Annotated in this window: 25 protein-coding genes, 1 other RNA gene and 1 pseudogene; 13 read left to right on the top strand and 14 right to left on the bottom strand. The window is 55.9% G+C overall.

Going from position 1 to position 26,469, the window contains the following annotated elements; all coding sequences use genetic code 11:
- Positions 1 to 2: 2 nt before the first annotated feature.
- Positions 3 to 380, bottom strand: a complete 378-nt coding sequence (locus DG357_RS05525) for a DUF454 family protein (protein ID WP_028012194.1) — start codon at positions 378 to 380, stop codon at positions 3 to 5.
- A 50-nt stretch (positions 381 to 430) separates the two neighbouring features.
- Between DG357_RS05525 and priC the strand changes: the two genes are divergently transcribed.
- Both priC and rsmS read left to right on the top strand, forming a co-directional pair.
- The gene (gene priC / locus DG357_RS05520) at positions 431 to 958 is read left to right on the top strand and encodes a primosomal replication protein N'' (protein ID WP_088205220.1); all 528 of its coding nucleotides are present in this window, start codon (positions 431 to 433) and stop codon (positions 956 to 958) included.
- 14 nt (positions 959 to 972) lie between these two features.
- Positions 973 to 1,149 (top strand): pleiotropic regulatory protein RsmS, encoded by a 177-nt coding sequence (gene rsmS, locus DG357_RS05515; protein WP_063155348.1) that lies wholly within the window; start codon positions 973 to 975, stop codon positions 1,147 to 1,149.
- Between the two features lies 1 nt (position 1,150).
- Here the strand turns inward: rsmS and mscK are convergent, their stop codons facing one another.
- Together mscK and acrR are read right to left on the bottom strand one after the other, a co-directional pair.
- On the bottom strand, positions 1,151 to 4,498 hold the full coding sequence (mscK, locus tag DG357_RS05510) for a mechanosensitive channel MscK (RefSeq protein WP_048957834.1): 3,348 nt from the start codon (positions 4,496 to 4,498) through the stop codon (positions 1,151 to 1,153).
- Between the two features lie 112 nt (positions 4,499 to 4,610).
- A complete protein-coding gene (gene acrR / locus DG357_RS05505; protein WP_088205221.1) occupies positions 4,611 to 5,264 on the bottom strand; it encodes a multidrug efflux transporter transcriptional repressor AcrR in 654 nt (217 codons plus the stop codon).
- A gap of 141 nt (positions 5,265 to 5,405) precedes the next feature.
- Between acrR and acrA the strand changes: the two genes are divergently transcribed.
- The 6 genes from acrA to DG357_RS05475 all read left to right on the top strand — a co-directional run bounded on the left by acrA (position 5,406) and on the right by DG357_RS05475 (position 12,243).
- On the top strand, positions 5,406 to 6,599 hold the full coding sequence (gene acrA / locus DG357_RS05500; RefSeq protein WP_028012190.1) for a multidrug efflux RND transporter periplasmic adaptor subunit AcrA: 1,194 nt from the start codon (positions 5,406 to 5,408) through the stop codon (positions 6,597 to 6,599).
- 22 nt (positions 6,600 to 6,621) lie between these two features.
- Positions 6,622 to 9,768: a multidrug efflux RND transporter permease subunit AcrB gene (gene acrB, locus DG357_RS05495; RefSeq protein WP_047367620.1), complete on the top strand. Its 3,147-nt coding sequence runs from the start codon at positions 6,622 to 6,624 to the stop codon at positions 9,766 to 9,768.
- A gap of 509 nt (positions 9,769 to 10,277) precedes the next feature.
- Positions 10,278 to 10,652, top strand: coding sequence for an Hha toxicity modulator TomB (tomB, locus tag DG357_RS05490; protein ID WP_028012188.1), 375 nt, complete (start codon positions 10,278 to 10,280; stop codon positions 10,650 to 10,652).
- Between the two features lie 27 nt (positions 10,653 to 10,679).
- Positions 10,680 to 10,898, top strand: a complete 219-nt coding sequence (locus tag DG357_RS05485; protein ID WP_008499287.1) for an HHA domain-containing protein — start codon at positions 10,680 to 10,682, stop codon at positions 10,896 to 10,898.
- Between the two features lie 209 nt (positions 10,899 to 11,107).
- A complete protein-coding gene (gene maa, locus DG357_RS05480; RefSeq protein WP_028012187.1) occupies positions 11,108 to 11,659 on the top strand; it encodes a maltose O-acetyltransferase in 552 nt (183 codons plus the stop codon).
- Positions 11,660 to 11,775: 116 nt separating this feature from the next.
- Positions 11,776 to 12,243 (top strand): YlaC family protein, encoded by a 468-nt coding sequence (locus DG357_RS05475; RefSeq protein WP_028012186.1) that lies wholly within the window; start codon positions 11,776 to 11,778, stop codon positions 12,241 to 12,243.
- On the opposite strand, the gene pdxR is transcribed toward DG357_RS05475, so the two are convergent.
- A complete protein-coding gene (pdxR, locus tag DG357_RS05470) occupies positions 12,215 to 13,675 on the bottom strand; it encodes a MocR-like pyridoxine biosynthesis transcription factor PdxR (RefSeq protein ID WP_088205222.1) in 1,461 nt (486 codons plus the stop codon). The genes DG357_RS05475 and pdxR overlap by 29 nt on opposite strands.
- Before the next feature lie 101 nt (positions 13,676 to 13,776).
- Here pdxR and DG357_RS05465 point away from each other — a divergent pair, with 101 nt between their 5' ends.
- Positions 13,777 to 14,487, top strand: a complete 711-nt coding sequence (locus DG357_RS05465; protein WP_088205223.1) for a GNAT family N-acetyltransferase — start codon at positions 13,777 to 13,779, stop codon at positions 14,485 to 14,487.
- On the opposite strand, the gene ykgO is transcribed toward DG357_RS05465, so the two are convergent.
- Entirely contained in the window at positions 14,484 to 14,624 is a 141-nt protein-coding gene (ykgO, locus tag DG357_RS05460) for a type B 50S ribosomal protein L36 (RefSeq protein ID WP_003859006.1), read from the bottom strand. The genes DG357_RS05465 and ykgO overlap by 4 nt on opposite strands.
- Positions 14,625 to 14,626: 2 nt before the next feature.
- On the bottom strand, positions 14,627 to 14,887 hold the full coding sequence (locus tag DG357_RS05455; protein WP_006176933.1) for a type B 50S ribosomal protein L31: 261 nt from the start codon (positions 14,885 to 14,887) through the stop codon (positions 14,627 to 14,629).
- A 219-nt stretch (positions 14,888 to 15,106) separates the two neighbouring features.
- Between DG357_RS05455 and DG357_RS05450 the strand changes: the two genes are divergently transcribed.
- The gene (locus DG357_RS05450) at positions 15,107 to 16,672 is read left to right on the top strand and encodes an EAL domain-containing protein (RefSeq protein WP_088205224.1); all 1,566 of its coding nucleotides are present in this window, start codon (positions 15,107 to 15,109) and stop codon (positions 16,670 to 16,672) included.
- On the opposite strand, the gene DG357_RS05445 is transcribed toward DG357_RS05450, so the two are convergent.
- Positions 16,665 to 16,937, bottom strand: coding sequence for a metal/formaldehyde-sensitive transcriptional repressor (locus DG357_RS05445; RefSeq protein WP_028012182.1), 273 nt, complete (start codon positions 16,935 to 16,937; stop codon positions 16,665 to 16,667). The genes DG357_RS05450 and DG357_RS05445 overlap by 8 nt on opposite strands.
- Positions 16,938 to 17,072: 135 nt before the next feature.
- On the opposite strand from DG357_RS05445, the gene DG357_RS05440 reads away from it, so the two are divergent.
- Complete coding sequence (locus DG357_RS05440) at positions 17,073 to 17,891, top strand: nickel/cobalt efflux protein RcnA (protein WP_088205225.1); 819 nt, start codon at positions 17,073 to 17,075, stop codon at positions 17,889 to 17,891.
- Positions 17,892 to 17,924: 33 nt separating this feature from the next.
- On the opposite strand, the gene DG357_RS05435 is transcribed toward DG357_RS05440, so the two are convergent.
- The 3 genes from DG357_RS05435 to yczE form a co-directional block, all read right to left on the bottom strand.
- Positions 17,925 to 21,017, bottom strand: coding sequence for a beta-galactosidase (locus tag DG357_RS05435; protein ID WP_088205226.1), 3,093 nt, complete (start codon positions 21,015 to 21,017; stop codon positions 17,925 to 17,927).
- 102 nt (positions 21,018 to 21,119) lie between these two features.
- Positions 21,120 to 22,190: a LacI family DNA-binding transcriptional regulator gene (locus tag DG357_RS05430; protein ID WP_028012179.1), complete on the bottom strand. Its 1,071-nt coding sequence runs from the start codon at positions 22,188 to 22,190 to the stop codon at positions 21,120 to 21,122.
- A 76-nt stretch (positions 22,191 to 22,266) separates the two neighbouring features.
- Complete coding sequence (gene yczE / locus DG357_RS05425; RefSeq protein ID WP_028012178.1) at positions 22,267 to 22,878, bottom strand: membrane protein YczE; 612 nt, start codon at positions 22,876 to 22,878, stop codon at positions 22,267 to 22,269.
- Positions 22,879 to 22,964: 86 nt separating this feature from the next.
- Here yczE and yczR point away from each other — a divergent pair, with 86 nt between their 5' ends.
- A complete protein-coding gene (gene yczR / locus DG357_RS05420) occupies positions 22,965 to 24,386 on the top strand; it encodes a MocR-like transcription factor YczR (protein WP_048961232.1) in 1,422 nt (473 codons plus the stop codon).
- Between the two features lie 80 nt (positions 24,387 to 24,466).
- On the opposite strand, the gene DG357_RS05415 is transcribed toward yczR, so the two are convergent.
- The 3 genes from DG357_RS05415 to ffs form a co-directional block, all read right to left on the bottom strand.
- Positions 24,467 to 24,682 carry a hypothetical protein gene (locus DG357_RS05415; protein WP_028012176.1) on the bottom strand — a complete coding sequence of 72 codons (216 nt, stop codon included), beginning with the start codon at positions 24,680 to 24,682 and terminating at the stop codon, positions 24,467 to 24,469.
- Complete coding sequence (locus tag DG357_RS05410) at positions 24,679 to 24,930, bottom strand: hypothetical protein (protein ID WP_006176926.1); 252 nt, start codon at positions 24,928 to 24,930, stop codon at positions 24,679 to 24,681. Before DG357_RS05410 ends, DG357_RS05415 begins: the two co-directional genes overlap by 4 nt.
- Positions 24,931 to 25,188: 258 nt before the next feature.
- Positions 25,189 to 25,285, bottom strand: an RNA gene (gene ffs, locus DG357_RS05405) — signal recognition particle sRNA small type.
- Between the two features lie 84 nt (positions 25,286 to 25,369).
- Here ffs and DG357_RS05400 point away from each other — a divergent pair.
- Positions 25,370 to 25,766: pseudogene (locus DG357_RS05400) on the top strand (MGMT family protein).
- Positions 25,767 to 25,799: 33 nt separating this feature from the next.
- Here DG357_RS05400 and DG357_RS05395 read toward each other — a convergent pair.
- Positions 25,800 to 26,327, bottom strand: a complete 528-nt coding sequence (locus DG357_RS05395; RefSeq protein WP_028012173.1) for a YbaY family lipoprotein — start codon at positions 26,325 to 26,327, stop codon at positions 25,800 to 25,802.
- Positions 26,328 to 26,469 lie beyond the last annotated feature (142 nt).

Here is a 26,469-nt window from a genome sequence, read left to right as displayed (position 1 = left end):
CTTCAGTGCTTTTGTTGCTTTTCATCAACCACGGGGATCCGCCACATGAAGATCAGCAGGCAGGCCAGGATCGCCAGCAGCAGAATACGCACCCACATCATGTTCACCAGCCATAACGAAACGGCGAAGGTGATCAGGATAAAGGCAATGGCGCGCGGCTTGGCCCCGGGCGGCATGGCCCGGTGTTTTTGCCAGTGCCGCAGGTAGCCGCCAAACCACGAGCGGTACAGGAGCCAGTGGTGAAAACGCGGCGACGAGCGGGCGAAGCACCAGGCGGCCAGCAGGATAAACGGCGTGGTCGGCAGCAAGGGCAAAACCACACCCAGCGTACCCAGCACTACCGCGAGCCAGCCAATGATGATTAAAATAGTACGCTGCATAATGCGAATCGTTATCAAACTGAACGGCTACTTTACCACTGGAGAGCGCATTGAAAACAGCACTGCTTCTTGAGAAGCTGCAAAATCAGCTGATCGCTCTGCGGGCGCAGGCCACGCCGCTGATGGGACACGCCACGCTGAAACCGCGCTTTGACCGGCAGCTTTTCCGCACCCGCAGCACCGTCATTCAGGATTACCTTGCTGAGATGCAGACCAACCTCGATGAGCTTCGCCACGCGGTTGAGAGTGAACAGCAGGAACAGGTGGTGTGGCTTGCGGAGCATCTTACCGAGCAGATCACCGCCCTGCACCGCGAAATCGCCGCCTGGCCGCTACGGGCGTGGGACAGCGTCTCGCCTGGGCTGGGAAAATGGCAGCGCAAGCGGCTGGAGAACCAGGAGTTTGAGCGGCGTCTGTTTGAGATGAAGCGCGAGCGCGAAGCCCGCCTGAACAACAGCGAAACGCTGGAAGAGCAGCAGCTATTGATGCGCGAGATTAGCGCGCTGGAAGGCCGCATCGTCCGCTGCCGTCAGGCGCTGGATGAGATTGAACGCGTGATTGAACGCCTGACCCGTTAACTGGAGCCACATCTATGTCACTGGAAAATGCACCCGACGAGGTCAAGCTGGCCGTCGATTTGATTATGCTGCTGGAGAATCATGAGATCCCGGCCGAGACGGTGCTTAAAGCGCTGGAGATTGTGCGGCGGGATTTTGAGGGGAAACTTCCCCCTCACTCTAACCCTCTCCCTGTGGGAGAGGGAAAATAGATTAAGCCGGAGTCGGGTCGTCGCCCTTAATGTCGCGCTTCACTTCCGTATGCTCATCACCTTTCTCATTATGCAGGTGAACCTCAAGCTGGTTGAAGGCGATGTTAATGTTGTTTTCACGGCACAGGCGGTCGATCGCGCGGTTCAGTTCATCAACGGTGTAGCTGCGATCGCGCAGTTCACGCACGTATAAACGCAGCTCGTGATCCAGCGTGCTTGGCCCGAAGGTGGTGAAGAAGACGTCTGGCGCAGGATCGTGCATGACTTTTGGATGCGATTTAGCGGCTTTAAGCAATACCTCTTTCACTTTATCCAGATCGGAACCGTAGGCCACGCCGAGGCGAATCACCACGCGCGTGGTGGTATCCGAGAGCGACCAGTTGATCAGACGCTCGGTCACGAACGCTTTGTTCGGGATGATCACCTCTTTACGATCGAAGTCAGTGATGGTGGTCGCACGAATTCGGATCTTGCTGACGGTCCCGGAGAACGTACCGATGGTGACGGTATCGCCGATACGCACCGGACGTTCGAAGAGGATAATCAGGCCGGAGACAAAGTTACCGAAGATCTCCTGCAGGCCAAAACCAAGACCGACCGAGAGGGCCGCCGCCAGCCACTGCAGTTTATCCCACGAGACGCCCAGCGAGCCGAATACCGTCATCGCCCCGACGATAATGATGACGTAATTCAGGATGGTGGTGATGGCGTAAGACGCCCCCTGGCGCAGGTTCAGCCTTGAGAGCACCAGCACTTCCAGCAGACCCGGCAGGTTACGAATCAGCGCCCAGGCCACCACCGACGACACCAGCGCAAACAGCAGGCTGCCCATGGTGACGCTTTTCATCACCGCCGCGCCGGCTTCGGTACCGTTGTACTGCCAGAGGGTAATACTGTCGAGATAGGCGAAGACGGTAATTAAATCAGACCAGATCGCCCAGAACATCACCGCAAAGAGCGCGATCATCACCAGCATGGTGATACGCAGCGTCTGCTGGTTAACCTGCTCCAGCGCGATGGTCGGCTCTTCCTGCGGCTCCGCGCCTTCGGCCCCCTCTTTCACCTGATGCTGACGACGCGCAATGGCACGACGGTAAGCAATGCGGCGGGCCGCGACGCTTAAGCCGCGCAGCACGGTCTGATAGAGCAGGTTCCAGACGATCACCAGATAGACCGTCTCGATCCAGCGCCCGGACAGGCGCAGCGTGGTGTAGAAGTAGCCCGTTGCCGTAAGCACCATCAGCGCCAGCGGAATGATCGCCAGCACCGTCACGGTGGCCAGACGGATATTGTGGGACTCTTTATCACGCCAGCTGTCGCGGCACATCGGCCACATCAGGATCGCAATCAGCAGCAGGTTGAGCAGAATGACCAGTTGACCCAGCACATCATCCATCAGATGCAGCGGGGAAAGCTCGGAGACTACCGACCAGAAGTGCAGCGGCAGGAGCGCCAGGCTGACGCGCACAATCTGGCGACGCCAGTGGCTGGTCAGTTGAGCCGGCATGTTGAAGTGACGCACCGCCACGCCGTCTTTTTCGAGCACCTTCCAGCACACGCCAAATACCAGCCAGAACAGCGCCAGTTTTTTACTGAACGCCCAGAGCAGATCGCTGACGTTAAGCTGCATCGTGAGCAGGATCAGGCCCACGGCCAGAATAATCAGGCACACCGGCAGCGCGCGAATGAGATCGATCAGAATCGCTTTTGGCGTATGGAGCTGGCTGTCGTTACGCAGTTGCCCCACTTCCGAGGCCAGCTTCGCCTGGTACTGTTTCAGCCATTTCAAACGCCAGCGGATCAGACCGGCAATCAGCAGCAGCGGTAAGCCCGCCAGGAAAGCAATCATTACCGCAGGCCAGGCTTTCTCCCAGTTCACGGTGATTTTCATGCTCTTAATCTGCGTTTTCAGCGTCTCCGGGAAGGACTTAATCCAGTCCCAGTCCATCGGCTTGTTGCTGTTCACCCAGAAAATCTGCTGCGTCAAAATCTCCTGCAGGCTTTTTGACACGCTGACCAGCTGCTGCTGGTTGATCTGCAGGTTAATTGCCATCATCAGCTGGTTGCCCAGCTGTTTATTGAGCTGGTCCAGCAGTTCACGGCGCATATCCACCACCTGGAGCAGCGCGTCATGCACTTCCGGGTTTACGTCACTGGAGTGCCCCTCTTCAATTTTGGCGACGAAGGCATCACTCTGGAAAAGGGCATCGCGCTGCTGGTTGACGTCAAACTGCTCCAGACGTAAATCCGCAATGCGGTTGGTCATGTCCTCCAGCTCGTCGGCAGACGGCAGCGTCTGCTGCTGCTGGTAGAGAATACGCGACAGCAGGAGGCTGCCCTTCAAGACCGCGATCTGCTCTTTGATGTTGCGTTCCGCCTGCAGCGCGCGATCCAGCCAGTTCTTCACTTTGATATTTTGCTGAACCAGCGAGTTGCCGCTTTCCGTCGCCAGTATCAGGCGCTGGCTGAGCTGGTGGTTAGCCTCAAGCTCCTGTTTCACCAGCGGGTTGGCCTGAATGCGGGCAGTTTCGTCCGGCGAGACGGCTTCCTGAGCGGTTTTTTCCGTCAGGGTCAGGCGTTTGCTGTTTACCGCCTCCTGCAACAGCTGAAGCTGATGCTCCAGACGATTAATATTCGCCGTCACGTAATCACGCTGTTTCTGGAGCGTGTCCTGCAGCACCGTATTCCCTTCCAGGCTTTTACGCTGCTGTTCGATTTGCGCATTGAGCAGCGACTGCTGAACCAGCAGCAGGGTTTGCTGGGTCGGGCGCAGCGTGCCCTCCCCTACCGTCGTGCCGTTCAGGCGGTTGCGGATCTGCTGCAGCTGCTGAGACGCGGCGTACATCGCGTTTTGCACGCGCTCGGGCTGGGTTTGCAGGGAGACGAGCTGACTGTTGTAGGTCGCGAGGTCAGACTGTGCGGTTTGCAGATCGTCGAGCAATTGCGCGACGCGCGATTCCAGCTGGCGTAAGGAGAGCGTGGAGAGCGTTTTGCGCGTTTCATCGTCGTTATCGACGTCGCTCAGCGCGCTCAGCGCTTCCGTGGCCTTACGCATGTTCTCCGGCGCCTGCGCCACCTTCTGACGAAGCTGGGTGGTTTCAGCTTTAACGCGCTCAATCTTATCAATGTTTTCCAGCGTTTCCGTCAGATCCTGCTGGGTGAGTTTCTCCTGAGGAGAGAGCTCTTTTTGTTTGTTCAGGGTGTCGAGCTGCGACTGAATTTCACTGCGCGAGGGAATATCAGTGCTGTTGTCTGCGCGGGCCCAGGTAAGCGGCGCGGTGGAGAAGAAAAACAGCATAGCAAAGAGCAATGCAAATACAGGATGTTGCGAGCGATTGATGGGCAGCATAGTTGTGAATGATGTCAGCAGATGACCGAAAATAGTCCGGCGTGAAGAATATCACGCTCGTCGGAAGCAGAATAGCGAGAACGTAAGCCTCTGAGATAAATCCTGGAAGGGCTCAGGCCGTGAGCGAAGGCGCGTCGCTGCGCAGCGTCGGGCAGAGCTGTAGCATTTCCAGTAAAATCGCCACGTAGCTGCGGGCTTCCTCTTTGAGGTCAAAGGATTGCGGCGCAAAAAGCCAGTTTTCCATCAGACCTGAAATGTAGCTGCGCATCAGGATGGCCGCCCGGCGGGTGAGTAAATTGGCCGGTAACAGCTTTGCCTGCATACACAGGTTCAGGTTCTGTTCGATACGATCGTAGCTCTCCAGGCTGAGGCTGCGCTGCGCCTGTTGCACCACCGCCATTTCGCCCACGAACTCACATTTATGAAAGATAATTTCCATCATTAATCTGCGACGCTCTTCAACTACCGTTGCTTCAAGGATATATACTAATATTTCTCTTAATACTGAGAGTGGATCGTCAGGGAATTTTACCCGATACTCACTCTCGAGATCGCTAATGCTGGACTCTGAAAGCTCCCAGATTTCACTGAACAGATCTGACTTATCTTTAAAGTGCCAGTAAATCGCTCCCCGCGTCACACCGGCAGCCTGAGCAATTTGCGCCAGCGAGGTAGAAGAAACACCCTGCTGAGAGAACAAACGTATTGCCACATCCAGAATGTGTTGTCGGGTTTCCAGCGCTTGTTGTTTAGTTTTTCGTGCCATAGGTGGGTGAATTTACAGGAGTCAGATTTACATACATTTGTGAATGTATGTACCATAGCATGACGATAATATAAACGCAGCAATGGGTTTTTAGACTCAGGACCCTTGATCAATTTGAAATCGGACACTCGAGGTTTACATATGAACAAAAACAGAGGGTTAACGCCTCTGGCGGTCGTTCTGATGCTCTCAGGCAGCTTAGCGCTTACAGGATGTGACGACAAACCGGCTCAACAAGGAGCTCAGCAGGCGCCAGAAGTCGGCGTTGTGACACTCAAATCTGAACCTCTGCAGATCACCACAGAATTACCAGGCCGTACAAACGCTTACCGCATTGCGGAAGTGCGTCCTCAGGTTAGCGGCATTATCCTGAAACGTAACTTTACCGAAGGCGGCGATGTGAAGGCCGGTGAGTCTCTGTATCAGATTGATCCCGCAACCTATCAGGCTTCTTATGAAAGCGCGAAAGGTGACCTGGCTAAAGCACAAGCGGCGGCAAAAATCGCTCAGCTGACGCTGAACCGCTATCAGAAACTGCTCGGCACGAAGTACATCAGCCAACAGGATTACGATACCGCGCTGGCAGATGCCCAGCAGGCTAACGCGGCCGTGGTAGCAGCCAAAGCGGCTGTCGAAACTGCACGCATTAACCTGGCCTATACCAAAGTGACCTCCCCTATCAGCGGTCGTATTGGTAAATCTGCCGTGACAGAAGGGGCGCTGGTGCAGAACGGGCAGACCACTGCGCTGGCTACCGTGCAGCAGCTTGATCCGATCTACGTTGACGTGACGCAGTCCAGCAACGATTTCCTGCGCCTGAAACAGGAGCTGGCTAACGGCACCCTGAAACAGGAAAACGGCAAAGCCAAAGTGGAGCTGGTTACCAACGACGGTATCAAGTTCCCGCAGGAAGGTACTCTGGAATTCTCTGATGTGACGGTCGACCAGACCACCGGTTCCATCACCTTACGTGCGATTTTCCCGAACCCTGACAAAAATCTGCTGCCAGGTATGTTCGTTCGCGCGCGTCTGGAAGAAGGAACGAATCCAACCGCACTTCTTGTTCCACAGCAGGGTGTGACCCGTACGCCACGCGGCGATGCGAGCGCACTGGTTGTTGGGGCAGATAACAAAGTCGAAACGCGCAATATCACCGCCACGCAGGCGATTGGCGATAAATGGCTGGTGACGGAAGGTCTGAAAGATGGCGATCGCGTGATTGTTACTGGTTTGCAAAAAGTACGTCCTGGCGCGCAGGTAAAAGCACAGGAAGTGACATCTGACGATAAACAACAAGCTTCGGCCGCTGGCCAGTCAGAACAAACCAAGTCTTAACTTAAACAGGAGCCGTTAAGACATGCCTAATTTCTTTATCGATCGCCCCATATTTGCGTGGGTGATCGCAATTATCATCATGCTGGCCGGGGGACTTGCGATCCTGAAGCTGCCTGTTGCGCAATATCCAACGATTGCGCCACCGGCGGTAACGATCTCCGCAACCTACCCGGGGGCTGATGCGAAAACGGTGCAGGATACCGTGACTCAGGTTATCGAACAGAACATGAACGGTATCGATAACCTGATGTACATGTCCTCAAACAGTGACTCCACCGGTACGGTTCAGATCACCCTGACCTTTGAATCCGGTACGGATGCGGACATTGCGCAGGTTCAGGTGCAGAACAAACTGCAGCTGGCAATGCCTCTTCTGCCGCAGGAAGTGCAACAGCAGGGTGTGAGCGTCGAGAAATCGTCCAGCAGCTTCCTGATGGTTGTCGGCGTTATTAACACCAACGGCACCATGACGCAGGAGGATATTTCCGACTACGTGGGCGCCAACATGAAGGACGCCATCAGCCGTACGTCCGGTGTGGGTGACGTTCAGCTGTTCGGTTCCCAGTACGCGATGCGTATCTGGATGGATCCGAACAAACTGAACAACTTCCAGCTGACGCCGGTTGACGTGATTAACGCGATTAAAGCGCAGAACGCCCAGGTGGCAGCCGGTCAGTTAGGCGGTACGCCGCCGGTGAAAGGCCAGCAGCTTAACGCGTCCATTATCGCGCAAACCCGTCTGACCTCCGCCGATGAGTTCAGCAAAATTCTGCTGAAAGTGAACCAGGACGGTTCGCAGGTTCGTCTGCGCGACGTGGCCAGGGTTGAGCTGGGTGGTGAGAACTACGACATCATCGCGAAGTTTAACGGTAAACCGGCGTCCGGTCTGGGTATCAAACTGGCGACAGGCGCGAACGCCCTGGACACCGCGACGGCGATCCGTGCGGAACTGAAGAAGATGGAACCGTTCTTCCCGTCAGGCCTGAAAATCGTTTATCCGTATGACACTACGCCGTTCGTTAAAATTTCGATCCACGAAGTGGTTAAAACGCTGGTAGAAGCGATCATCCTGGTGTTCCTGGTGATGTATCTGTTCCTGCAAAACTTCCGCGCGACGCTGATCCCAACCATCGCCGTGCCGGTCGTTCTGCTGGGGACCTTCGCCATCCTTGCAGCCTTTGGGTTCTCGATAAACACCCTGACGATGTTCGGGATGGTGCTCGCCATCGGCCTGCTGGTGGATGACGCCATCGTGGTGGTAGAAAACGTCGAGCGCGTGATGGCGGAAGAAGGTTTGCCGCCGAAGGAAGCCACCCGTAAATCTATGGGCCAGATCCAGGGCGCACTGGTCGGTATTGCGATGGTGCTGTCCGCGGTATTTATCCCGATGGCCTTCTTCGGGGGCTCTACGGGTGCGATTTACCGCCAGTTCTCCATTACCATCGTCTCCGCGATGGCGCTGTCGGTACTGGTAGCGTTAATCCTGACGCCAGCGCTGTGTGCCACCATGCTGAAGCCGGTTCAGAAAGGCGGTCACGGCGAGCATAAAGGGTTCTTCGGCTGGTTTAACCGCATGTTTGATAAGAGCGCGCACCACTACACCGACAGCGTGGGTAATATCCTGCGCAGCACCGGTCGTTATCTGCTGCTCTATATCATCATCGTAGTGGGGATGGCGTTCCTGTTCGTTCGTCTGCCAAGCTCGTTCCTGCCAGATGAAGACCAGGGCGTGTTCCTGACGATGGCACAGCTTCCGGCAGGGGCGTCGCAAGAGCGTACCCAGAAGGTGCTGGACGAAGTGACGGACTACTATCTCACCAAAGAGAAAGCGAACGTTGAATCCGTGTTTGCGGTTAACGGCTTTGGCTTTGCGGGTCGTGGTCAGAACACCGGTATCGCCTTCGTTTCTCTGAAAGACTGGGCGGATCGTCCGGGCGATGAGAATAAAGTTGAAGCGATCACGGGCCGTGCCATGGGCACCTTCTCGCAGATTAAAGATGCGATGGTCTTCGCCTTTAACCTGCCAGCGATTGTTGAACTGGGTACGGCGACCGGCTTCGACTTCCAGCTGATCGACCAGGGCGGTCTGGGTCACGAGAAACTGACACAGGCGCGTAACCAGCTGTTCGGCGAAGTGGCTAAACACCCTGACCTGCTGGTCGGCGTACGTCCAAACGGACTGGAAGATACGCCGCAGTATAAGATCAACATCGATCAGGAAAAAGCGCAAGCGCTGGGCGTGTCCATCAGCGACATCAATACCACGCTGGGCGCGGCCTGGGGCGGTAGCTACGTCAACGACTTCATCGACCGTGGTCGCGTGAAGAAAGTGTATGTCATGTCCGAAGCGCAGTACCGTATGTTGCCGAACGATATTAACAACTGGTACGTTCGCGGCAGCAACGGTCAGATGGTGCCGTTCTCATCCTTCTCAACGTCACACTGGGAATACGGCTCTCCGCGTCTGGAACGTTACAACGGTCTGCCGTCGATGGAAATCCTGGGTCAGGCCGCACCGGGCCGAAGCACCGGTGAAGCCATGAACCTGATGGAAGAGCTGGCCAGCAAACTGCCTGCGGGTATCGGCTATGACTGGACCGGTATGTCCTATCAGGAACGTCTGTCCGGTAACCAGGCCCCTGCCCTGTACGCCATTTCACTGATTGTGGTCTTCCTGTGTCTGGCGGCGCTGTACGAGAGCTGGTCAATTCCGTTCTCCGTTATGCTGGTGGTTCCACTCGGGGTTATTGGTGCGCTGCTTGCGGCAACGTTCCGTGGATTGACCAACGACGTGTACTTCCAGGTAGGCCTGCTGACAACCATTGGCTTGTCGGCGAAGAACGCGATACTTATCGTTGAATTCGCCAAAGATCTGATGGAGAAAGAGGGTAAAGGCCTTATTGAGGCGACGCTGGAAGCAGTGCGTATGCGTCTGCGTCCAATCCTGATGACCTCTCTGGCGTTCATCCTCGGCGTAATGCCGCTGGTTATTAGCTCCGGTGCAGGCTCCGGTGCGCAGAACGCGGTCGGTACAGGTGTAATGGGCGGTATGATCACCGCGACCGTACTGGCTATCTTCTTCGTCCCGGTGTTCTTCGTGGTGGTGCGCCGCCGCTTCAGCCGGAAGAATGAAGATGTTGAGCACAGTCATTCGGTAGAACCTCACTGATACCGGTTTCATATAATAAAAAGGCCGCATTTGCGGCCTTTTTCATTTTCAGAAAAAATCATAAAATAAGCTTATTGAGGTCCTATTTATTTTCTGTCATCTTAAACAGACATATCATATTTAACTGATAACTTAATAGGTGAACTCAGGATTTTTTTAAATCTATTTTCCTGCTTAAGTTGTTAGGAATATTCCTAATTAAAAGTTAAGACAAACGGAACTCCGGATGTGAACCTTTCTTATGGCTGTAAGCTAAGCCAATGAAATGTAAGGAAGCGAAAAAACTATCGTTAATCCTGATAAAAAAGTTCAGTTTCGGATGAACATTTGCGTAGACGTTCGCAGCCTGCGGTTTTATTTGTAATTTTTCGTAATAGCGCGGTGAAATCCAGGAAGGAGTGGCTTATAGTTAGGTTATCAGGAACACAGCGCTCATGTAGCTAAGTCAGATGTATCCATCCCGACAATGATGTTCGGTGAGTAAGAAATCACTCAGAAGGGGATGCGCTATGGACGAGTACTCGCCAAAAAGGCATGATATCGCGCAGTTGAAATTTCTCTGCGAATCCTTGTACCATGACTGCCTTGCCAATCTTGATGAAAGCAACCATGGCTGGGTAAATGACCCAACGTCTGCCATCAATTTACAGTTGAATGAGCTGATAGAGCATATCGCTACCTTCGCACTTAATTATAAAATTAAGTACAATGAAGATAATAAGCTCATTGAGCAAATTGATGAATACCTGGACGACACCTTTATGTTGTTCAGCAGTTACGGCATTAACACTCAGGATTTGCAAAAATGGCGTAAATCGGGAAACCGGCTATTCCGCTGTTTCGTCAACGTGAGCAGAGCTAACCCGGTTAGTCTTTCCTGTTAAAATTATTACAATTACTAAGGTGAATTTATGTCTGATAAACCACTCACAAAAATCGATTATTTGATGCGCTTACGACGTTGTCAGTCAATTGACACCCTTGAACGCGTCATTGAAAAGAATAAATACGAGCTTTCTGATAATGAACTGGCGGTATTTTATTCAGCCGCTGACCATCGCCTTGCAGAGCTAACGATGAATAAGCTGTATGACAAAATCCCTACTTCTGTATGGAAATTTGTCCGTTAATCTTTGAAGTGTGTCTGTAGAGGTTCTACGCCACGTTATAAGCTGTATTCACCTGTCCCGTTATGCTCCCTGCGCGAAAGCCAGGTCTCCGTGTTAAACGCGCTCATCAGCAACAATGTTGTGACTGTGGTCACATCGGCCTTCCGGGAACGTTCCCCTTAACGCCTGTTGCGATTACCCTTCAGGAATAACATCCAGAGAGGTTTCCGATGAGCATAGAAAAACAGAAGATGATTTCAGGTGAACATTACCGCCCTGGTGATGAGACGTTACGCGCCGACCGGCTTCGGGCGCGCCATCTGCTTCACCGCTATAACCACACCGCGCCTGACGAAAAAACAGAACGCCAGAACATTCTGGCGGAACTGCTGGGACAAAGCGAAGGGGCGTATATTGAGCCGAGCTTCCGCTGTGACTATGGATATAACATCTATCTGGGCAAAGACTTTTACGCCAACTTCGATTGCGTAATGCTGGATGTCTGCCCTGTACATATTGGCGACAACTGCATGCTCGCGCCGGGCGTTCATATTTATACGGCCACCCATCCGCTGGATGCGCAAGAACGTAACAGCGGAGTGGAGTTTGGTAAGCCCGTCACCATTGGCAATAATGTCTGGATTGGTGGACGTGCGGTCATTAACCCAGGCGTCACCATCGGGGATAATGTGGTTGTGGCTTCCGGTGCCGTCGTGACGAAAGACGTGCCGGCTAACGTCGTCGTGGGCGGCAACCCGGCGAAAATCATCAAAACGCTGTAACGATCCGGGGAGCCAACTGTTATGGTCTTTTAGCGCCCGACTGTTACTTTTTTCAGCCGGATGGCTCCCCTAAAATTGGCAGATACCCTGTATTGTCAACTCTCAAAAGGCCAAAAATGACCGAGATACAGCGCCTGCTTACCGCTACCATCGACGATCTTAACCACCGCGAAAAGCGAGACAATCGCCCGCGCTTTAGCATTAGCTTTATCCGCAAACATCCCGGGCTGTTTGTTGCCATGTATGCCGCCTGGCTGGCGACGCTGATTGTCATGCTGAAGTCCGAAACGCTGGTGGACTCCGTCTGGCTGCTGGTGGTGCTGTTTGTCGTGTTTAACGCCTTTTTCTTTTTCGACGTGAATCCCCGCTACCGTTACGAAGATATCGACGTCCTCGATTTCCGGGTCTGCTACAACGGCGAATGGTACAACACGCGTTTTGTGCCGAATGAGCTTATCGACAGCATCCTGCACTCTCCGGCTGTCGAAACCGTGCACAAAGAGAAGCTGCAGAAAATGGTCGCAACGAAAGGCCAGCTCTCTTTTTATGATGTTTTTACCCTTTCCCGCCCTGCTGCTGCGTAATTAACGCCTGCAGGCGTCGGATACCCGGCGCAAACTGCGAAGCAGAGGTGTTGCCGTAACCTAAAACCAGGCCGGTTTGCCCCTGCTTCGTCTCCAGGTAATAGCCGCTCAGCGCAGCGGGTGCCAGCTGAAATGCCCTCGCTTTCTCCACCAGCCGCTGGTCGTCGATACCGTCAATCGCCAATGTCAGGTGCATTCCCCCTTCACCGGCAAGAACACGGTGCGGAGTATAAAGCTCTGCGCTCAGCACCTCCCGCAGCTGGCGGTAACGCTTACGATACAGGCGACGCATGGCGGCAAGATGACGGGCATAGTGCCCCTCCTCGATAAACAGCGCCAGGGTGCGCTGTTCTGCGCGATGCCCGCCGCGCAGCAGCGAGCCGATGGCCGGACGCGCTGCTTTCGCCAGCGCTGGCGGTAACACCATGAACCCCATTCGGAGCGACGGAAACAGCGTTTTACTGAACGTCCCCAGATACACAACGGGCGCGTTGTTGACCATGCCCAGCATCGCCGGTACGGGCTCGCCGACATAGCGGAACTCGCTGTCGTAATCGTCCTCAATGATCCACGCCTTGTGCTGGCGGGCCAGTTCCAGCAGCGCCAGACGCCGCCGCGCGCTGAGCACGCTCCCGTAAGGAAACTGATGCGACGGCGAAGTGAAAACGAGCGCAGGTGAAGGCGCATGCAGCCCTTCCCAGCACATTCCCTCGTCATCCACCGGTATGCCGATCATCGCAAGGCCGGTTTTGACGAAGGCGCTTTTGGCCCCGCTGTAGCCGGGATTTTCCACCCAGGCGACATCCCCCGGCTCGCTTAACAGCATCGTGCACAGATTGACGCCCTCCAGCGCCCCTTCGGTTATCACAATCTGGCTGGCGTCGCAGTCAATGCCGCGAGAAAGCGCAAGGTGACGGGCGATGGCTGCCCGCAGCGACGGCTCACCGGCCGGGTCGCCATAGCCCAGCAGAGCGCTCCCCTCCTCCCGCAGGACACGATCGTACAATCGCCGCCACAGCGGCAAGGGGAAATAGTTGATGGCGGGCGTTCCCGGCGTAAAGGCCATCACCGGGGTGTCGCGCGTCACAGGCGCAGGCAGCTGGACGACACGTTTTGCCAGCCTGACCTCAGGATCGGTCAGAACCCGCGGGCTGGCACGATGGGCGAATTGCGCCACCCGCGTCCCCTGACGGTTACGCAGCAAATAGCCTTCGAGCGTGAGCTGGTCCAGCGCCGCATTGACGGTGTTCCGTGAAACGGAAAGCTGCTGCGCCAGCGTTCGCGAGCCGGACAGCTGGCTGCCGGACCGAAGCCTTCCGCCCAGTATGGTCTCCCGCAAAGCGAGATAGAGCGCGCGCTGGAGCGTCTCTTCCCCACGCGTTTTAAGCGCAGCATGGAGCAAGGTATAAAGTTCATCGCCCGGTATGTTCATCTCATCTCCTTGTGGTACCACCAAAACATAGCTGAGTGGTTCTTTTTAAGGAACCAGTAATTTTCTAATCTGGAACTCTTCTCAACGTCACGGAAATAAAGATGAAGACATTCAATGAGTTTGGACAACCTGTGGGCGAAGCCCTTACCGACTGGCAGCCTCGCCCTCATCCGTCCCGGGTGGTACTGCAGGGGCATTATTGTCGGCTTGAACCGCTGCGCGTGGAGCATGCCGGGGCGCTGTTCTCCGCCTATGCTCTGGCCGGAGACACCCGGAGCTGGACGTGGCTACTGCGTGAACCCGATGCCACGGCCGCTGAGTTTGCCGAATGGGTGGCAAGCGTGTGTGAGTTATCTGACCCGATGCACTTTACCGTTATAGATAATCAGACCCAGGCCCCGGTCGGGACGCTGGCCCTGATGCGGATCGATCCTAAAAACGGCGTTGTGGAAGTGGGACACGTTCACTTCTCCGTGCTGTTAAGCCGCACGCCCATGTCAACAGAAGCGCAATTTCTGCTGATGCGGTACGCGTTCGATACCCTGGGCTACCGGCGATATGAATGGAAGTGCAACAGCCTGAACGAACCATCACGCAAAGCGGCACTGCGTCTGGGCTTTCAGTTTGAAGGCCGTTTTCGCCAGGCGCTTGTCATAAAAGGCCGTAACCGGGATACCGACTGGTTTTCGATTCTCGACAAAGAGTGGCCGGCGCTGGCGAGCGCCTTTGAAGGCTGGCTTGCCACCGACAATTTTACTGCCGATGGCAAACAGAAAAGATCCCTGGAAAGCTGGCGAGAAACGCGCGTCTAGCGTCTTTTTTTACGTCCCTGCACCGCCTTAAAGCGCGGATTAGATTTGCAAATCACGTATAAGCGTCCCTTGCGTTTGACTATCTGGCAATCCGGGTGACGCTGTTTTGCGCTGCGCAATGAGTTAAGCACCTGCATGGTTAGCCCCGCTTCGCATTAAGAAAACCGCCAAAACGCTTGCGGAAGCGCGCTGCGCTGCCATCCGTGGAAAACGTTTTTTGCTTACCGGTATAAAACGGATGCGATTTTGAAGAAACCTCGATAGTGATGTACGGATACGTTTCACCGTCGAGTTCAATTTCGCGGTCGGTTTTAATGGTTGAACCCACTTTAAAGTATTCATTGGCACTGGTGTCGTGGAATACCACGGTGCGATACGCTGGATGGATGTTTGGTTTCATCATAAACCCTTTGTGTTTTGTTATAACATAACAAAATAATATCCAGGCAAGGTTGAAAAAACAACCCTCTCTCTCCTGAGGATATTTTCTAATTTGCTTTAGATAACATGAAAACCCTGCCCCCACGTGCTATAACTATTTCATTTCGCGGTAAAATCTTTCTCTTCAGGCAGGAAACTCAGCGTCCGGATTCGGGCATATGAGAAAGGAAACGACAGCATGAAAACCCGACATCTGGTCAGTCTGGTGACTGGCGTACTTATCTTTTCCGTGCTGGTTCCCATTTGCCTCAGCATCTGGCTTGCCCATCGCCAGGCAGAAGAGAAATTTGTTGATGCGCTGGATAGCTATGCTTCTCGGGTGCTGATGCGCACCGACAGGGTCGTGGATCAGGCTAAAGAAGCGTTAAATCACCTGCAGGGATTTAAGGGCGTTCCCTGTAGTCCGCTGCATTTGAGGGAAATACGTCGGGTCGCGTTCTCGTGGCGCTATATCCAGGAGGTGATCTATATCGACAACCTTAAACCCCTCTGCTCTTCGCTTGAGCAGGCGAGTAAATCCGCCGCTTATCCTCCTCCCATGCGTATCACCGAAGATGGCTACAGCGCGTGGCTTACCGCACAGAACGATCTTGGCTTTCACCGCTATATGGCCGTGCTTGGGAAGGGCCATTACCTTGTTCTGGTCGATCCTGCCTCGCTTGTGGATGTGATCCCTTTCGGGGCGATTGCCATTGATGCCGCTCTGGTGGGAAGCGCAACGCATCTTATTTTCGCCAGCAGTAACACGCTTGATCCGCATATCCGCGATCGGATCAACGATCGAGGCGTCTCCAGCGTTCAGTACAAGGGCTCCATGTACGTCATGAAGCCAGTCCCTGAGCTTGGATTTACTGTCGTCACGTGGGCAGCGCTCACCCCCCTGGCTGAAAGCTGGCACCGACAGCTGCTTTTCTGGCTGCCGTTTGGCGTCCTGATAAGCCTGCTGGCGGCACTGTTTGTCCTGCGGATCCTGCGACGAATCCAGTCGCCGCGCAATCGCCTGCTGGACGCCATTAACAGCCGCGATTTTGTGGTTCACTATCAGCCCATCGTGGCGCTGTGCAGTGGAAAAATCGTGGGTGCGGAAGCGCTTGCGCGCTGGCCCCAGCCAGACGGAAGCAGTCTCTCGCCTGATATATTTGTGCCGCTTGCCGAGCAAACCGGCCTCATCTCGCAGCTGACGCAGTTAGTTATGGAAAAAGTGTTTGAAGATATGGGCCACTGGCTGCAGCTCCACCCCGATCAGCATATCTCCATCAACCTCGCCCCGGCCGATTTGACCTCCGGTAATCTGCCGCCTTTACTGAGTCAACTCCTGAATAAGTGGCAGATTCATCCCCGACAAATCGCCCTTGAGTTAACCGAGCGTGGCTTTGCCGACCCCAAAATCAGCGCGCCGGCTATCGCCGCGTTTCGCCGTTCGGGCCACCCTGTCTACATTGATGATTTTGGCACGGGCTATTCCAGCCTCAGCTATCTGCAGCATCTCGATGTCGACACGCTAAAAATTGACAAATCGTTCGTGGATGCACTGGAGTACAAAAACGTAACGCCGCACATTATCGAAATGGCGAAGTCGCTGCAGCTGGCAATGGTGGCGGAAGGCGTGGAGACCGAAGGGCAGCTTACCTGGCTGCACCGCCACGGCGTGCAGTATGGGCAGGGGTGGTTCTACAGTAAGGCGCTGCCCAGGACGGAATTTATCCTTTGGGCAGAGAACAACCTCGCCACGCGCTCTACTTAAGATAGGATTTGATCACCTGCAGCACGACGCCAAGATCGGCTTCACGCTGCGCCTCTTCGGGCTCTTTCACGACATGATCGGTAAGATGCCCTTCAATCACCTGCATCATCATGCCATTGACCGCGCCACGGATCGCCGCCAGCTGCTGCAACACCTCGGCACATTCGTGATCGCTGTTGAGCATTTTCTCCAGCGCGGTGCTCTGCCCCTGAATTTTCTTCAGGCGAGTCAATAACATCTTCTTATCGCGAACGGTATGTGACATCTCTGTCTCCCTCAGTTTTGGCTTTTAAAGCATATCACGCTCTACTCCCCCTGAGTATTTTTCTACTGGGGGGGGTAGTATTCAACTACTGGGGGGGAGTACTATTTGCGCACGCTTTCCATACTGGAAATTTCAATGAACGATTTTGCTTCACTCCTGCAGCAGGGTAATGCCTGGCTGTTTGTTCCCAGCGCTATCCTGCTCGGTGCGCTGCATGGCCTGGAGCCGGGCCACTCAAAAACAATGATGGCTGCCTTTATCGTGGCTATCCGCGGCACGCTGAAGCAGGCGGTGTTGCTCGGTCTGGCGGCTACGCTTTCCCATACGGCGGTAGTCTGGATCATTGCCATGGCAGGACTATGGTTTGGCCGCGGCTGGGACGCACATACGTCTGAACCCTGGTTTCAGCTGATCTCCGGAGTGTTGATCGTTGCAATCGCCCTGTGGATGGCGTGGCGAACCTGGAAAGAGAGCCGGCCACACGATCATCATCACGATTGCCACCACCATCATGACCATGATCACCACCATGATCATGACCATCACCATGAACACCCGCTGGTTGAAGAGGAGTGGCAGGACGCCCACCAGCGCGCGCACGCGCAGGATATCAACCGGCGTTTTAACGGACAAAACGTGACGACAGGACAGATCGCGATGTTTGGCCTGACCGGCGGGCTTATCCCTTGCCCGGCGTCCATCACCGTTCTGCTGATCTGCCTGCAGCTGAAGCATTTTGCGCTCGGCGCGACGCTGGTATTCAGCTTCAGCATCGGTCTGGCGTTAACGCTGGTCGCTTCCGGCGCGATTGCCGCCTTAAGCCTCAAGCACGCGACAAAACGCTGGCCCGGATTCAGCGAACTTTCCCGCAAAGCGCCGTGGATCTCCGCCGCGCTGATTATCGTGGTAGGGATTTACATGAGCCTGCATGGCCTGAGCGGCATTCTGGCGTAAGCAGGCGGCCACGCCCGGTGGCCGCCTCTCTGGTCAGGTAAGAGTCTGCTGCCAGCTAAAGGTATAACGAAGCTGGCGCGTCTGCAGGATAAATTCCGGCGAAACGCTGGGGCTCCAGGAGTCATCGCCGCCCACCCCCATATGAAACGCATCGAGGTTGAGCCAGCACCCCGGCTCTTCCCGCAGCAGATGATGATGGGTTGTCTCACGCAGCTGCTGCTGGCTATAGCGGCCCACTGAGAAATGGAACGCGCCATTCAGCTGATGCGCACCCAGCACAAGTTTGCAGGTATCGCAGCGCAAACCATTTTCCGTCGGGAAGATATACGGCGTGTGCATGTCTGTCAGGGGCAGTGTCCAGCGCCCCTGCTGCGCCGCCAGCTTTCTGTCCGGGTAGTTTTCATGCGGGCCCAGCCCCAGCCAGTCAACCTTTTCTGGCGTTTCAGCGAGATGAACGCTCAGGCCAATGCGCGCGGGCTCCGGGATATCAGACGCAATATCGACCTGAATGTCGCCATGCAGAACACCCTGCTCGTCCACCCGCCAGATTTTACGGCTCAGGAACAGCGCCCTGCCGCGATGCTCCAGGACATTAAGCGTGGTAACCACCACCTCACGCGCATGCTGCTCTGCCTCACAGTGCAGCATGCGCGAGGTGAGATCGTACATGCCCGCCGCTTTCCAGCGTTCAACCCACGCGTTTGGATCGATGCGCGTCGCTTCGCTCACCCCAATGTCGTTGTCCAGCGGCGCGCGGCTGACGTTATCCGTCACGGGTGAAAGCAGCGTTTCAACGCCATTTCGCCACCATTGAGTCAGGTATCCGGATGCGCGATCGAACTGCCATCGCTGTTGACGATGCGTGACCTCCAGGATGCGATCGTTTTGCGTTAAAACTGGCGGCTCGCCCGCCGGGACTGGCGGTGCAATAAAGAGTGGAGCGGGAAGCGTCCACTGCTCCCACGCGCAGCGATGGCCTGCCGGTGACCACGGCGTTGCCAGCGGCTGGCGCACTTCAACATTCAGCCAGACTTCCCCCGGCTCGGCTTTCAATTCCGGCAGAGCGATCTCCAGACGCTGAACGCCTTCAGGGGCTATCGCCAGCGTCACCTCCCCCAAAGCCAGTACCTTCCCATCCCGGGCAACCGTCCAGCTCAGCACTTCGTTATCGGTAGGGCGGAACAGGTAGCCGTTTTGCACCTCAATCACCAGCGGAGAGGTACTGACCAGCGTAAAGGTAAAGAACTGCTGGGCGCGCTGCGCCTCGTACAGCGCCGGGTGCGGCGTGCGATCGGGGAAGACCAGGCCATTGAGGCAGAACTGGCGATCGTTCGGCGTATCGCCAAAGTCCCCGCCGTAGGCCCAGAACGCGTTGCCCTTTTCGTCTTTCTTCGTCAACGCCTGATCGACCCAGTCCCAGACAAACCCACCCTGCAGGCGAGGATGGCTGCGAAACGCCTGCCAGTATTTCGCAAACCCGCCGAAGCTGTTTCCCATCGCGTGGGCGTATTCACAGAGGATCAGCGGACGCGTTTCGTCGGGCATGCCGATCCATTTCTTGATTGACCATTTAGGCACCGCCGGGAAAGGCTGATCCCAATCGACCCGGGCGTACATCGGGCAAACAATATCGGTCGCCGCCGTATTCGCCCCGCCGCCTTCGTACTGCACCGGGCGCGTGGGATCGGTGGTTTTCAGCCAGCGGTACAGCGCATCATGATTCGCGCCGTGGCCGGACTCGTTACCCAGCGACCAGATGATAATTGAGGGATGATTGCGATCGCGCTGCACCATGCGGGTTACGCGCTCGCTCATGGCGGGCAGCCAGCGCGGATCGTCAGCGAGGCGGCTCATCGGCACCATGCCGTGGGTTTCAATATTGGCTTCGTCAACGACGTACAGCCCGTAGCGATCGCAAAGCCGGTACCACAGCGGATGGTTCGGGTAGTGCGAGCAACGAACGGCGTTGAAGTTATGCTGCTTCATGATTTCGATGTCGCGACGCATGGTCGCCTCGTCCATCACCTGACCGTTTTCCGGGTGATGCTCGTGTCGGTTAACCCCGCGGATCAGCAGCGGCTTACCGTTAAGCTTCAGCAGGCCGTTGCTGATGTCAACGCGGCGGAAGCCCACATCGCACGCCTCAACCTCCAGCACCTCACCCTGCGGGCCGAGAAGCGCCATCGTCAGGCGATACAGTTCCGGCGTTTCAGCACTCCAGAGCGCGGGGCGGTCAATGGGGATCGCCACCGTTAAGCGTTCGTCCCAGCTGCCACGCTCGTCCACAACGGCAGACCCCGGACGCCGGGAAACGCTGGCGCATTTTTCACCCTTGCGCCACAGGGTAAAGACCACCTCGCAGTCTGCAAAGCCCGCCCCTGCCAGCGCGACATCTGCCTTAAGCACCGCGCGGTCCAGTTCCGCATTCAGGTCCGTCACCACGCGATAATCGGCAATCTGCGTTTCGGGTTTATGCAGCAGCGTCACATCGCGGAAAATACCACTCATGCGCCACATGTCCTGATCTTCCAGATAGCTGCCGTCGCACCAGCGCAACACCATGACCGCCAGGCGGTTCTCACCTGGCCGCAGGACCGTCGAGAGATCGAATTCGGCAGGCAGCCTGCTGTCCTGGGAATAGCCCATCCACCGCCCGTTGCACCACAGATGAAACGCAGAGTTCACGCCGTCAAAGATGATGCGGGTCTGCCCGCTCTGAAGCCACGCGTCATCCACATTAAATGTGAGCGAGTAACAGCCGGTTGGGTTTTCCTGCGGCACAAAAGGCGGATTAACGGGGATAGGATAGGTGACGTTGGTATAGATGGGCGTGTCAAACCCCTGCATCTGCCAGTTCGACGGCACGGGCATCGCAACGGCGTCCGCACAGTCTTCGGTTACCCACGCCTCCGGGATTTGCTCAGGTGCAGGAAAGTAGTTAAATCGCCACACCCCATTGAGGGAGCGTCTGCTGGCGGATACAGCATCATCCAGGGCAGGCTGTTCAAGACGCCAGCTGTGTAACGGCGCATGTGCCTCCAGACGGTTCCACTGGGTGACACCCGGGTTTTCCCAGTCCCGTCGGGCCAGAATGGCGCTGAGAGTCAGCGATAAAGTGTTGGGCATATTAACCTCTTTGCGAAGCGCTCACAATTTTGGTTAACATGCCCTGGCACCCGGCGACGGTAAAGCACGCAATCGCGGGGTAGCGAGTCCGATCACAAAGTTTTATTTGCGGGCAAGCTGCCCGGCAAGGAGGGCCAGGCTTCTGAGCTGCTGCGCCAGATCCTCGCGTTCGGCCTGCTGCGGGGTGCGGCGCGCGCTGGAATGTCGGGTCACCAGCGTTACCGGCAGCTGAACCTGCCAGCATTCCTCCCCCCCGCTGGGGGACAGAAGCCACTCCACGCTGCGCTCGCCCGCCTCGCGAAACGCCTGACGAATGGTCGTCAGCGGCGGAGAAAACCAGGCGCTGTCGGCCGTATCGTCAAACCCGACCACCGATATCTGGCCAGGAACAGCTATCCCTTTTTCCGCACAGGCGCGCATTACCCCAAGCGCCATCTGATCGTTCGCCACCAGAATGGCATCCGGCAGTACCGCCCCCGAGAGCAGCACATGTCCCTTCTCATAGCCGCTGGCCGCGCTCCAGTCGCCGTAGGCCACCGCAGCCGCGTCGAGACCCGCCTGCGCCAGCGTCGCTTTCCATCCCGCCAGACGCGCGCGCGCAGAGACCGAGCTTTCCGGCCCGCTCAGCAGGGCAATATGCTGATGCCCCAGCGAAAGCAGATGCTCAACGCCCAGGCGTGCCCCCTCTTCGGCGTTAAACACGAGGCTATTTACCTGCGCTGACGGTGACACGTCGAGGAACAGCACCGGGACGGGCGTCGCCAGCGACCTGAGCGCTTCGGCGTGCGGATCGTCAAGCGGCACATTTACCAGCAGCGCGTCTACCCGCTGCGCCAGCAGCGCCTGAAGCGCCGCCTGACACTGCTGCGGCTGCTCCACCATGGAAATCAGGACGCTCGCCCCCTGCCCTGCAGCCCGGGATTTTACCGCCGAGACAATTTGCGAAGGCGCGTGCAGCGCCAGATCGGTGGTGATGAGCCCCAGCGTACGGGTGCGTTTCCCCGCCAGCTGCTGCGCCCGCAGGTTGGGAACGTAATGCAGCTCCGCCATTGCCTGCTGCACCTTTTCCCGCGTGCGGGCAGAGACGTGCTCCGCGTCGTTAATCACGCGGGAAACGGTCTGATAAGAAACCCCCGCAAGGAGGGCGACATCATAAAGAGTGATTGCTTTCATGCGTTCTGGCATCGCGATTTTCGAAGCGTCTATTCTGGCACAGCGACGCCGTTAAAACATGTGAGCGCTTCGCAAATTAAACAACCCGCTCCGGCTGCGTCATTTTCTCACCGCGCGGCTTCTGGCGGAACCAGGGCAAACAGAGCTGGATAAGCGGGCCAATGGTCAGAGCATACGCCACGGTTCCCACCCCAAACGAGCCACCCAGCACGCACCCAATCAGCAGGACGGACACTTCGATGGAGGTACGCACGCTGCGAATGGACCACCCCAGCCGGGCGTGAATGCCGGTCATCAGGCCGTCGCGCGGACCAGGCCCGAAACCGGCCCCGATGTACATGCTGGTGGCGATCGCGTTCATCACGATGCCCGACACCAGGAAAGCGATGCGCACGGATAACGAACTCAGTTCGGGGATAAGCGCCATGCTGGCGTCCGCCGCCAGACCGATACAAATCACGTTGCTGATCGTGCCAAGACCGGGCATCTGACGCAGTGGGATCCACAGTAAGAGCACCGCAGCCCCGGTCAAAATGATCACCGTCCCGATGCTCATCCCCAGCTGTATTCCCACGCCAAGGTGAAACACATCCCACGGATCGACCCCCAAATCCGCACGAATAAACATCGCGGTGGAAAGCCCATACAGCCCTAAACCGACATAAAGTTGTAGCAGACGACGTACCATTTTTATCTTCTCCAGTGAACCCGACTTTCATCCTGACCTAAAATGGCACTAAGATTAATGTCCAGTTTTTAAATAGTGGACTGCTTATGTCATCACGCCGCTTCGGAAGCCAGTCTTTGGTACGCCTTTTAGGGCACTGGCAGCAAACTTCATCCCGCACTCCGCTCTGGCGCCAGCTGGCTGACGCGCTGCGCTTATTAATCCTTGATGGCCGGCTGGCACTGCATACGCGCCTGCCGGGTGAGCGTGAGCTGGCGACGGCGCTGAACGTCAGCCGAACCACCGTCAGCAGCGCCCTCGCCCACCTGCGTGAAGAGGGTTATCTTGAAAGCCGCCACGGCAGCGGGTCGCGCGTCATCCTCCCGGATGCACGCGCCGTTCCCACCCTTTCCGCAGCGAGCGTCGCCCTGGATCTTTCCACTGCCGCCCTCAGCGCCGGGCCGGAGATCCACCAGGCTTACACCCATGCACTTACGGCTATTACTCAACACCTCTCGCTGACGGGCTACGAGCAGCTTGGGCTGCCGGCGCTACGGGAGGCCATCGCTGCGCGCTATACCGCGCGAGGTCTTCCAACCCGGGCAGACGAGGTGATGGTGGTCAACGGTGCCGTCAGCGGGTTCGCGCTGGTGCTGCGGATGATGGCCGGACCGGGGGATCGCGTCGTGGTCGATCACCCCACCTATCCGCTGGCGATTGCCGCTATTCAGGGAGCACAGTGTCGGCCAGTAGGAGTGTCGTTGCCGGAAACGGGCTGGGATACGGATGGCTTTGCGGCTACGCTTGCCCAGACCGCGCCGCGCCTGGCCTACCTGATGCCCGATTTTCACAACCCAACCGGTCGATGCATGGATATCGCCACCCGTCAGGCAATCGCTGATATAGCAGCCCAGACCCGCACGGCGCTGGTCGTGGATGAAACGATGGTCGATCTCTGGTTTGATTCGCCACCGCCGCCACCGCTGGCATCGTTTAACCCGCAGGCCAGCGTGATTACGCTAGGCTCTGCCGGAAAAAGCTTCTGGGGCGGGCTGCGTCTCGGCTGGATCCGCGCCTCCTCGCGGACTATCGCCACGCTCGCCCAGACGCGCGATACGCTGGATTTAGGCTCGCCGCTGCTAGAGCAGCTGGCAACGCTGTGGCTTATCGACAATAGCGAGCGTTTTCTGCCCGCTCGCCGCAAGATGCTGGCGGAACGGCGCGATCGATGCAGTAACCTGCTGCGAGAACATTTCCCGGAGTGGACGTTTCATGAGGCGGAGGGCGGACTCTCTTACTGGATCGAACTTCCTGGCATGCTGGCGACACAGCTTGCCGCACGGGCAGAAATCATCGGGATTAACCTGGGCACCGGGACGCGGTTTGGCTTATCGGGGGCGTTTGACCGCTTTTTACGTATGCCCTTTTCGCTGGAGCCAGCGGAGCTGGAAGCGGCATTGCTGCGGATTAAACCGTTATGGCTCGCGCTAAATTCAAATACGCCAGCAGTCAAACGCCGCCTGGTTTAATATTAAAATTTTGAACTGGGTCATAAAATAAAAACTGCTGACTGTAATATATGCAGTCAGCAGTTTTCACTGGTCAGGATTTAGTGCTGAGGAGGAATGGGGAAACCTTTCAGGGAAATAACGAAATTATCACCGTCTTTCTTTATTTTTGCACCGGTATCACACCAGTCAGACGCAATACGAAAGAACTCATCGCTTCCAACATTCCAGCCAAGACGTACATGCTTCACGTAGCCTGAGCGCAACAGAGCGCAGGCCTCGTTGTAGTCACTGGCAGTTGACAGTTGTTGTTTCATTTTCTCTTCTTCAGAAGTTTACGTAGAGCCTTGATTTCTTTAGGAGTAAAAGGAGAAACACTCTCTTCTTCCGTATGCTGATTATCAATATCCTCTTCCGATACTCCCGCCTCTTCTACTGCTTCAAACGCCAGCAGCAGCAGTTTCTCTGTGGTCACGCTTAAATTTTCGTTATTTACTTCCGCATAGTGGCGGAGTCTTTCTTTTAGCGCTTCGTCAATTTTAACATTTAAAACTGCAGTAGCCATGTTTGTCACTTCCCTTCGGAATAAGTACTTTATTTAATACACGAAGTTATCACTGTTATCCAGATCTATATTTTTTTGAATTTTGACGAAAATAGACGTCCAATTATAAAATGCCAGTCTATTATTACAGGTTTATGACAGTAATATTTCAGAGCGATGAAATATATATTACACGGTATAGGCATTATATTATTGTGGAATAAAGGCTAAAAAGAGATGGGAACAGGAAAGATGGATGAGGCCACAAATGGGTGGGGGCCCTGCCAGCTACATCCCGGCACCCACGTCGTCTGCCCTGGCTGCTTCCTTCCGGACCTGACCTGGTGAACAGAGTAGCGTTGCGGGAGAACCAACAGAGCCCCCATTGAGAGCGTTGATAACCAACGCGCTGGCGCATTATCCCTGTGCGAAGAGCCAATTGCAAGCGACCAGGAACCGGATGCTGGTTTCTTGCGCAAACAGGCGCAGCAATCAGGGCGATCTTCGTTTACCATGACGGTCCAAACATCCCCACAGGTGAAGGTATGGACGAAAACGACTCCTTTCCCCAGCGCGTATGGCAAATCGTGGCCTCGATTCCGGAAGGCTATGTCACCACCTACGGTGATGTGGCAAGGCTGGCAGGCTCTCCACGCGCGGCGCGACAGGTCGGTGGCGTCCTGAAGCGGTTGCCGGAAGGCAGTACGCTGCCCTGGCATCGGGTGGTGAACCGTCATGGCGGTATCTCGCTGACCGGGCCGGATCTCCAGCGTCAGCGTCAGGCATTGCTTTCAGAGGGTGTGCAGGTGTCGGGCGCAGGACAGATTGATTTGCAGAAATACCGCTGGGTGTACTAAACCCTCCCCCGAAGGAGAGGGTAAGAGCAACAGTTACATCTGGGTCGGTGGGGTTGGCAGAGACGGCTGATTGGTCTGTGGAGCAACCGGGACTTCGGTTTGCTGCACCGGCACCAGATTCAGGTCGATTTTGGTTCCACCGTGGTTAATCGCTTCCTGGACCGTATCGGTGATAAAGACCAGCTTGCCGTTGATGGTTACCGCTGCGCTCAGCAGAATACGGGCATTCGGCTGCACGTCTGACGGGTTATACGGCAACACGAAGCTAAACGGAGCCTGCTTACCTTCAGTACGGACCGCGCGCTGAGCCAGCACCTTCGACGGCGCGTCCGCCAGGGAAGCATCAGACAGCGTGACCGTTAATACCGCATCCGGCGGCAGAGCGACTCTCTGTTTAATCCAGATTGTACCGGAAACGTTAGGCTGCTGAATGGATTGCTGTGAAAGGGTATTAATCCCGTTCGGATCTGCAGCTGGTACCGGCACCTGGGCGCTCTTACCGGCACAGGCGGACAACGCCACCGCAATAGCTACACCACTTAGCATGGGCACGAGTTTCATTGAAGTCTCCTTATCATCAATGCACCAGCGGGATCGATCCCATCCGATGTCGTTTCAATCACATAACGTTTTTAAGTGTGGCACAGATCACCGATTAATGCCTAAAAACGTGCCGACATTCAGATTATTCTACCCATCGGAC

Origin of the sequence: Enterobacter bugandensis (assembly GCF_900324475.1) — a bacterium.
Classification (GTDB): domain Bacteria; phylum Pseudomonadota; class Gammaproteobacteria; order Enterobacterales; family Enterobacteriaceae; genus Enterobacter; species Enterobacter bugandensis.
The sequence above is the reverse complement of the archived record's forward strand: the minus strand, read 5'-3'. Positions and strand labels throughout refer to the sequence as shown.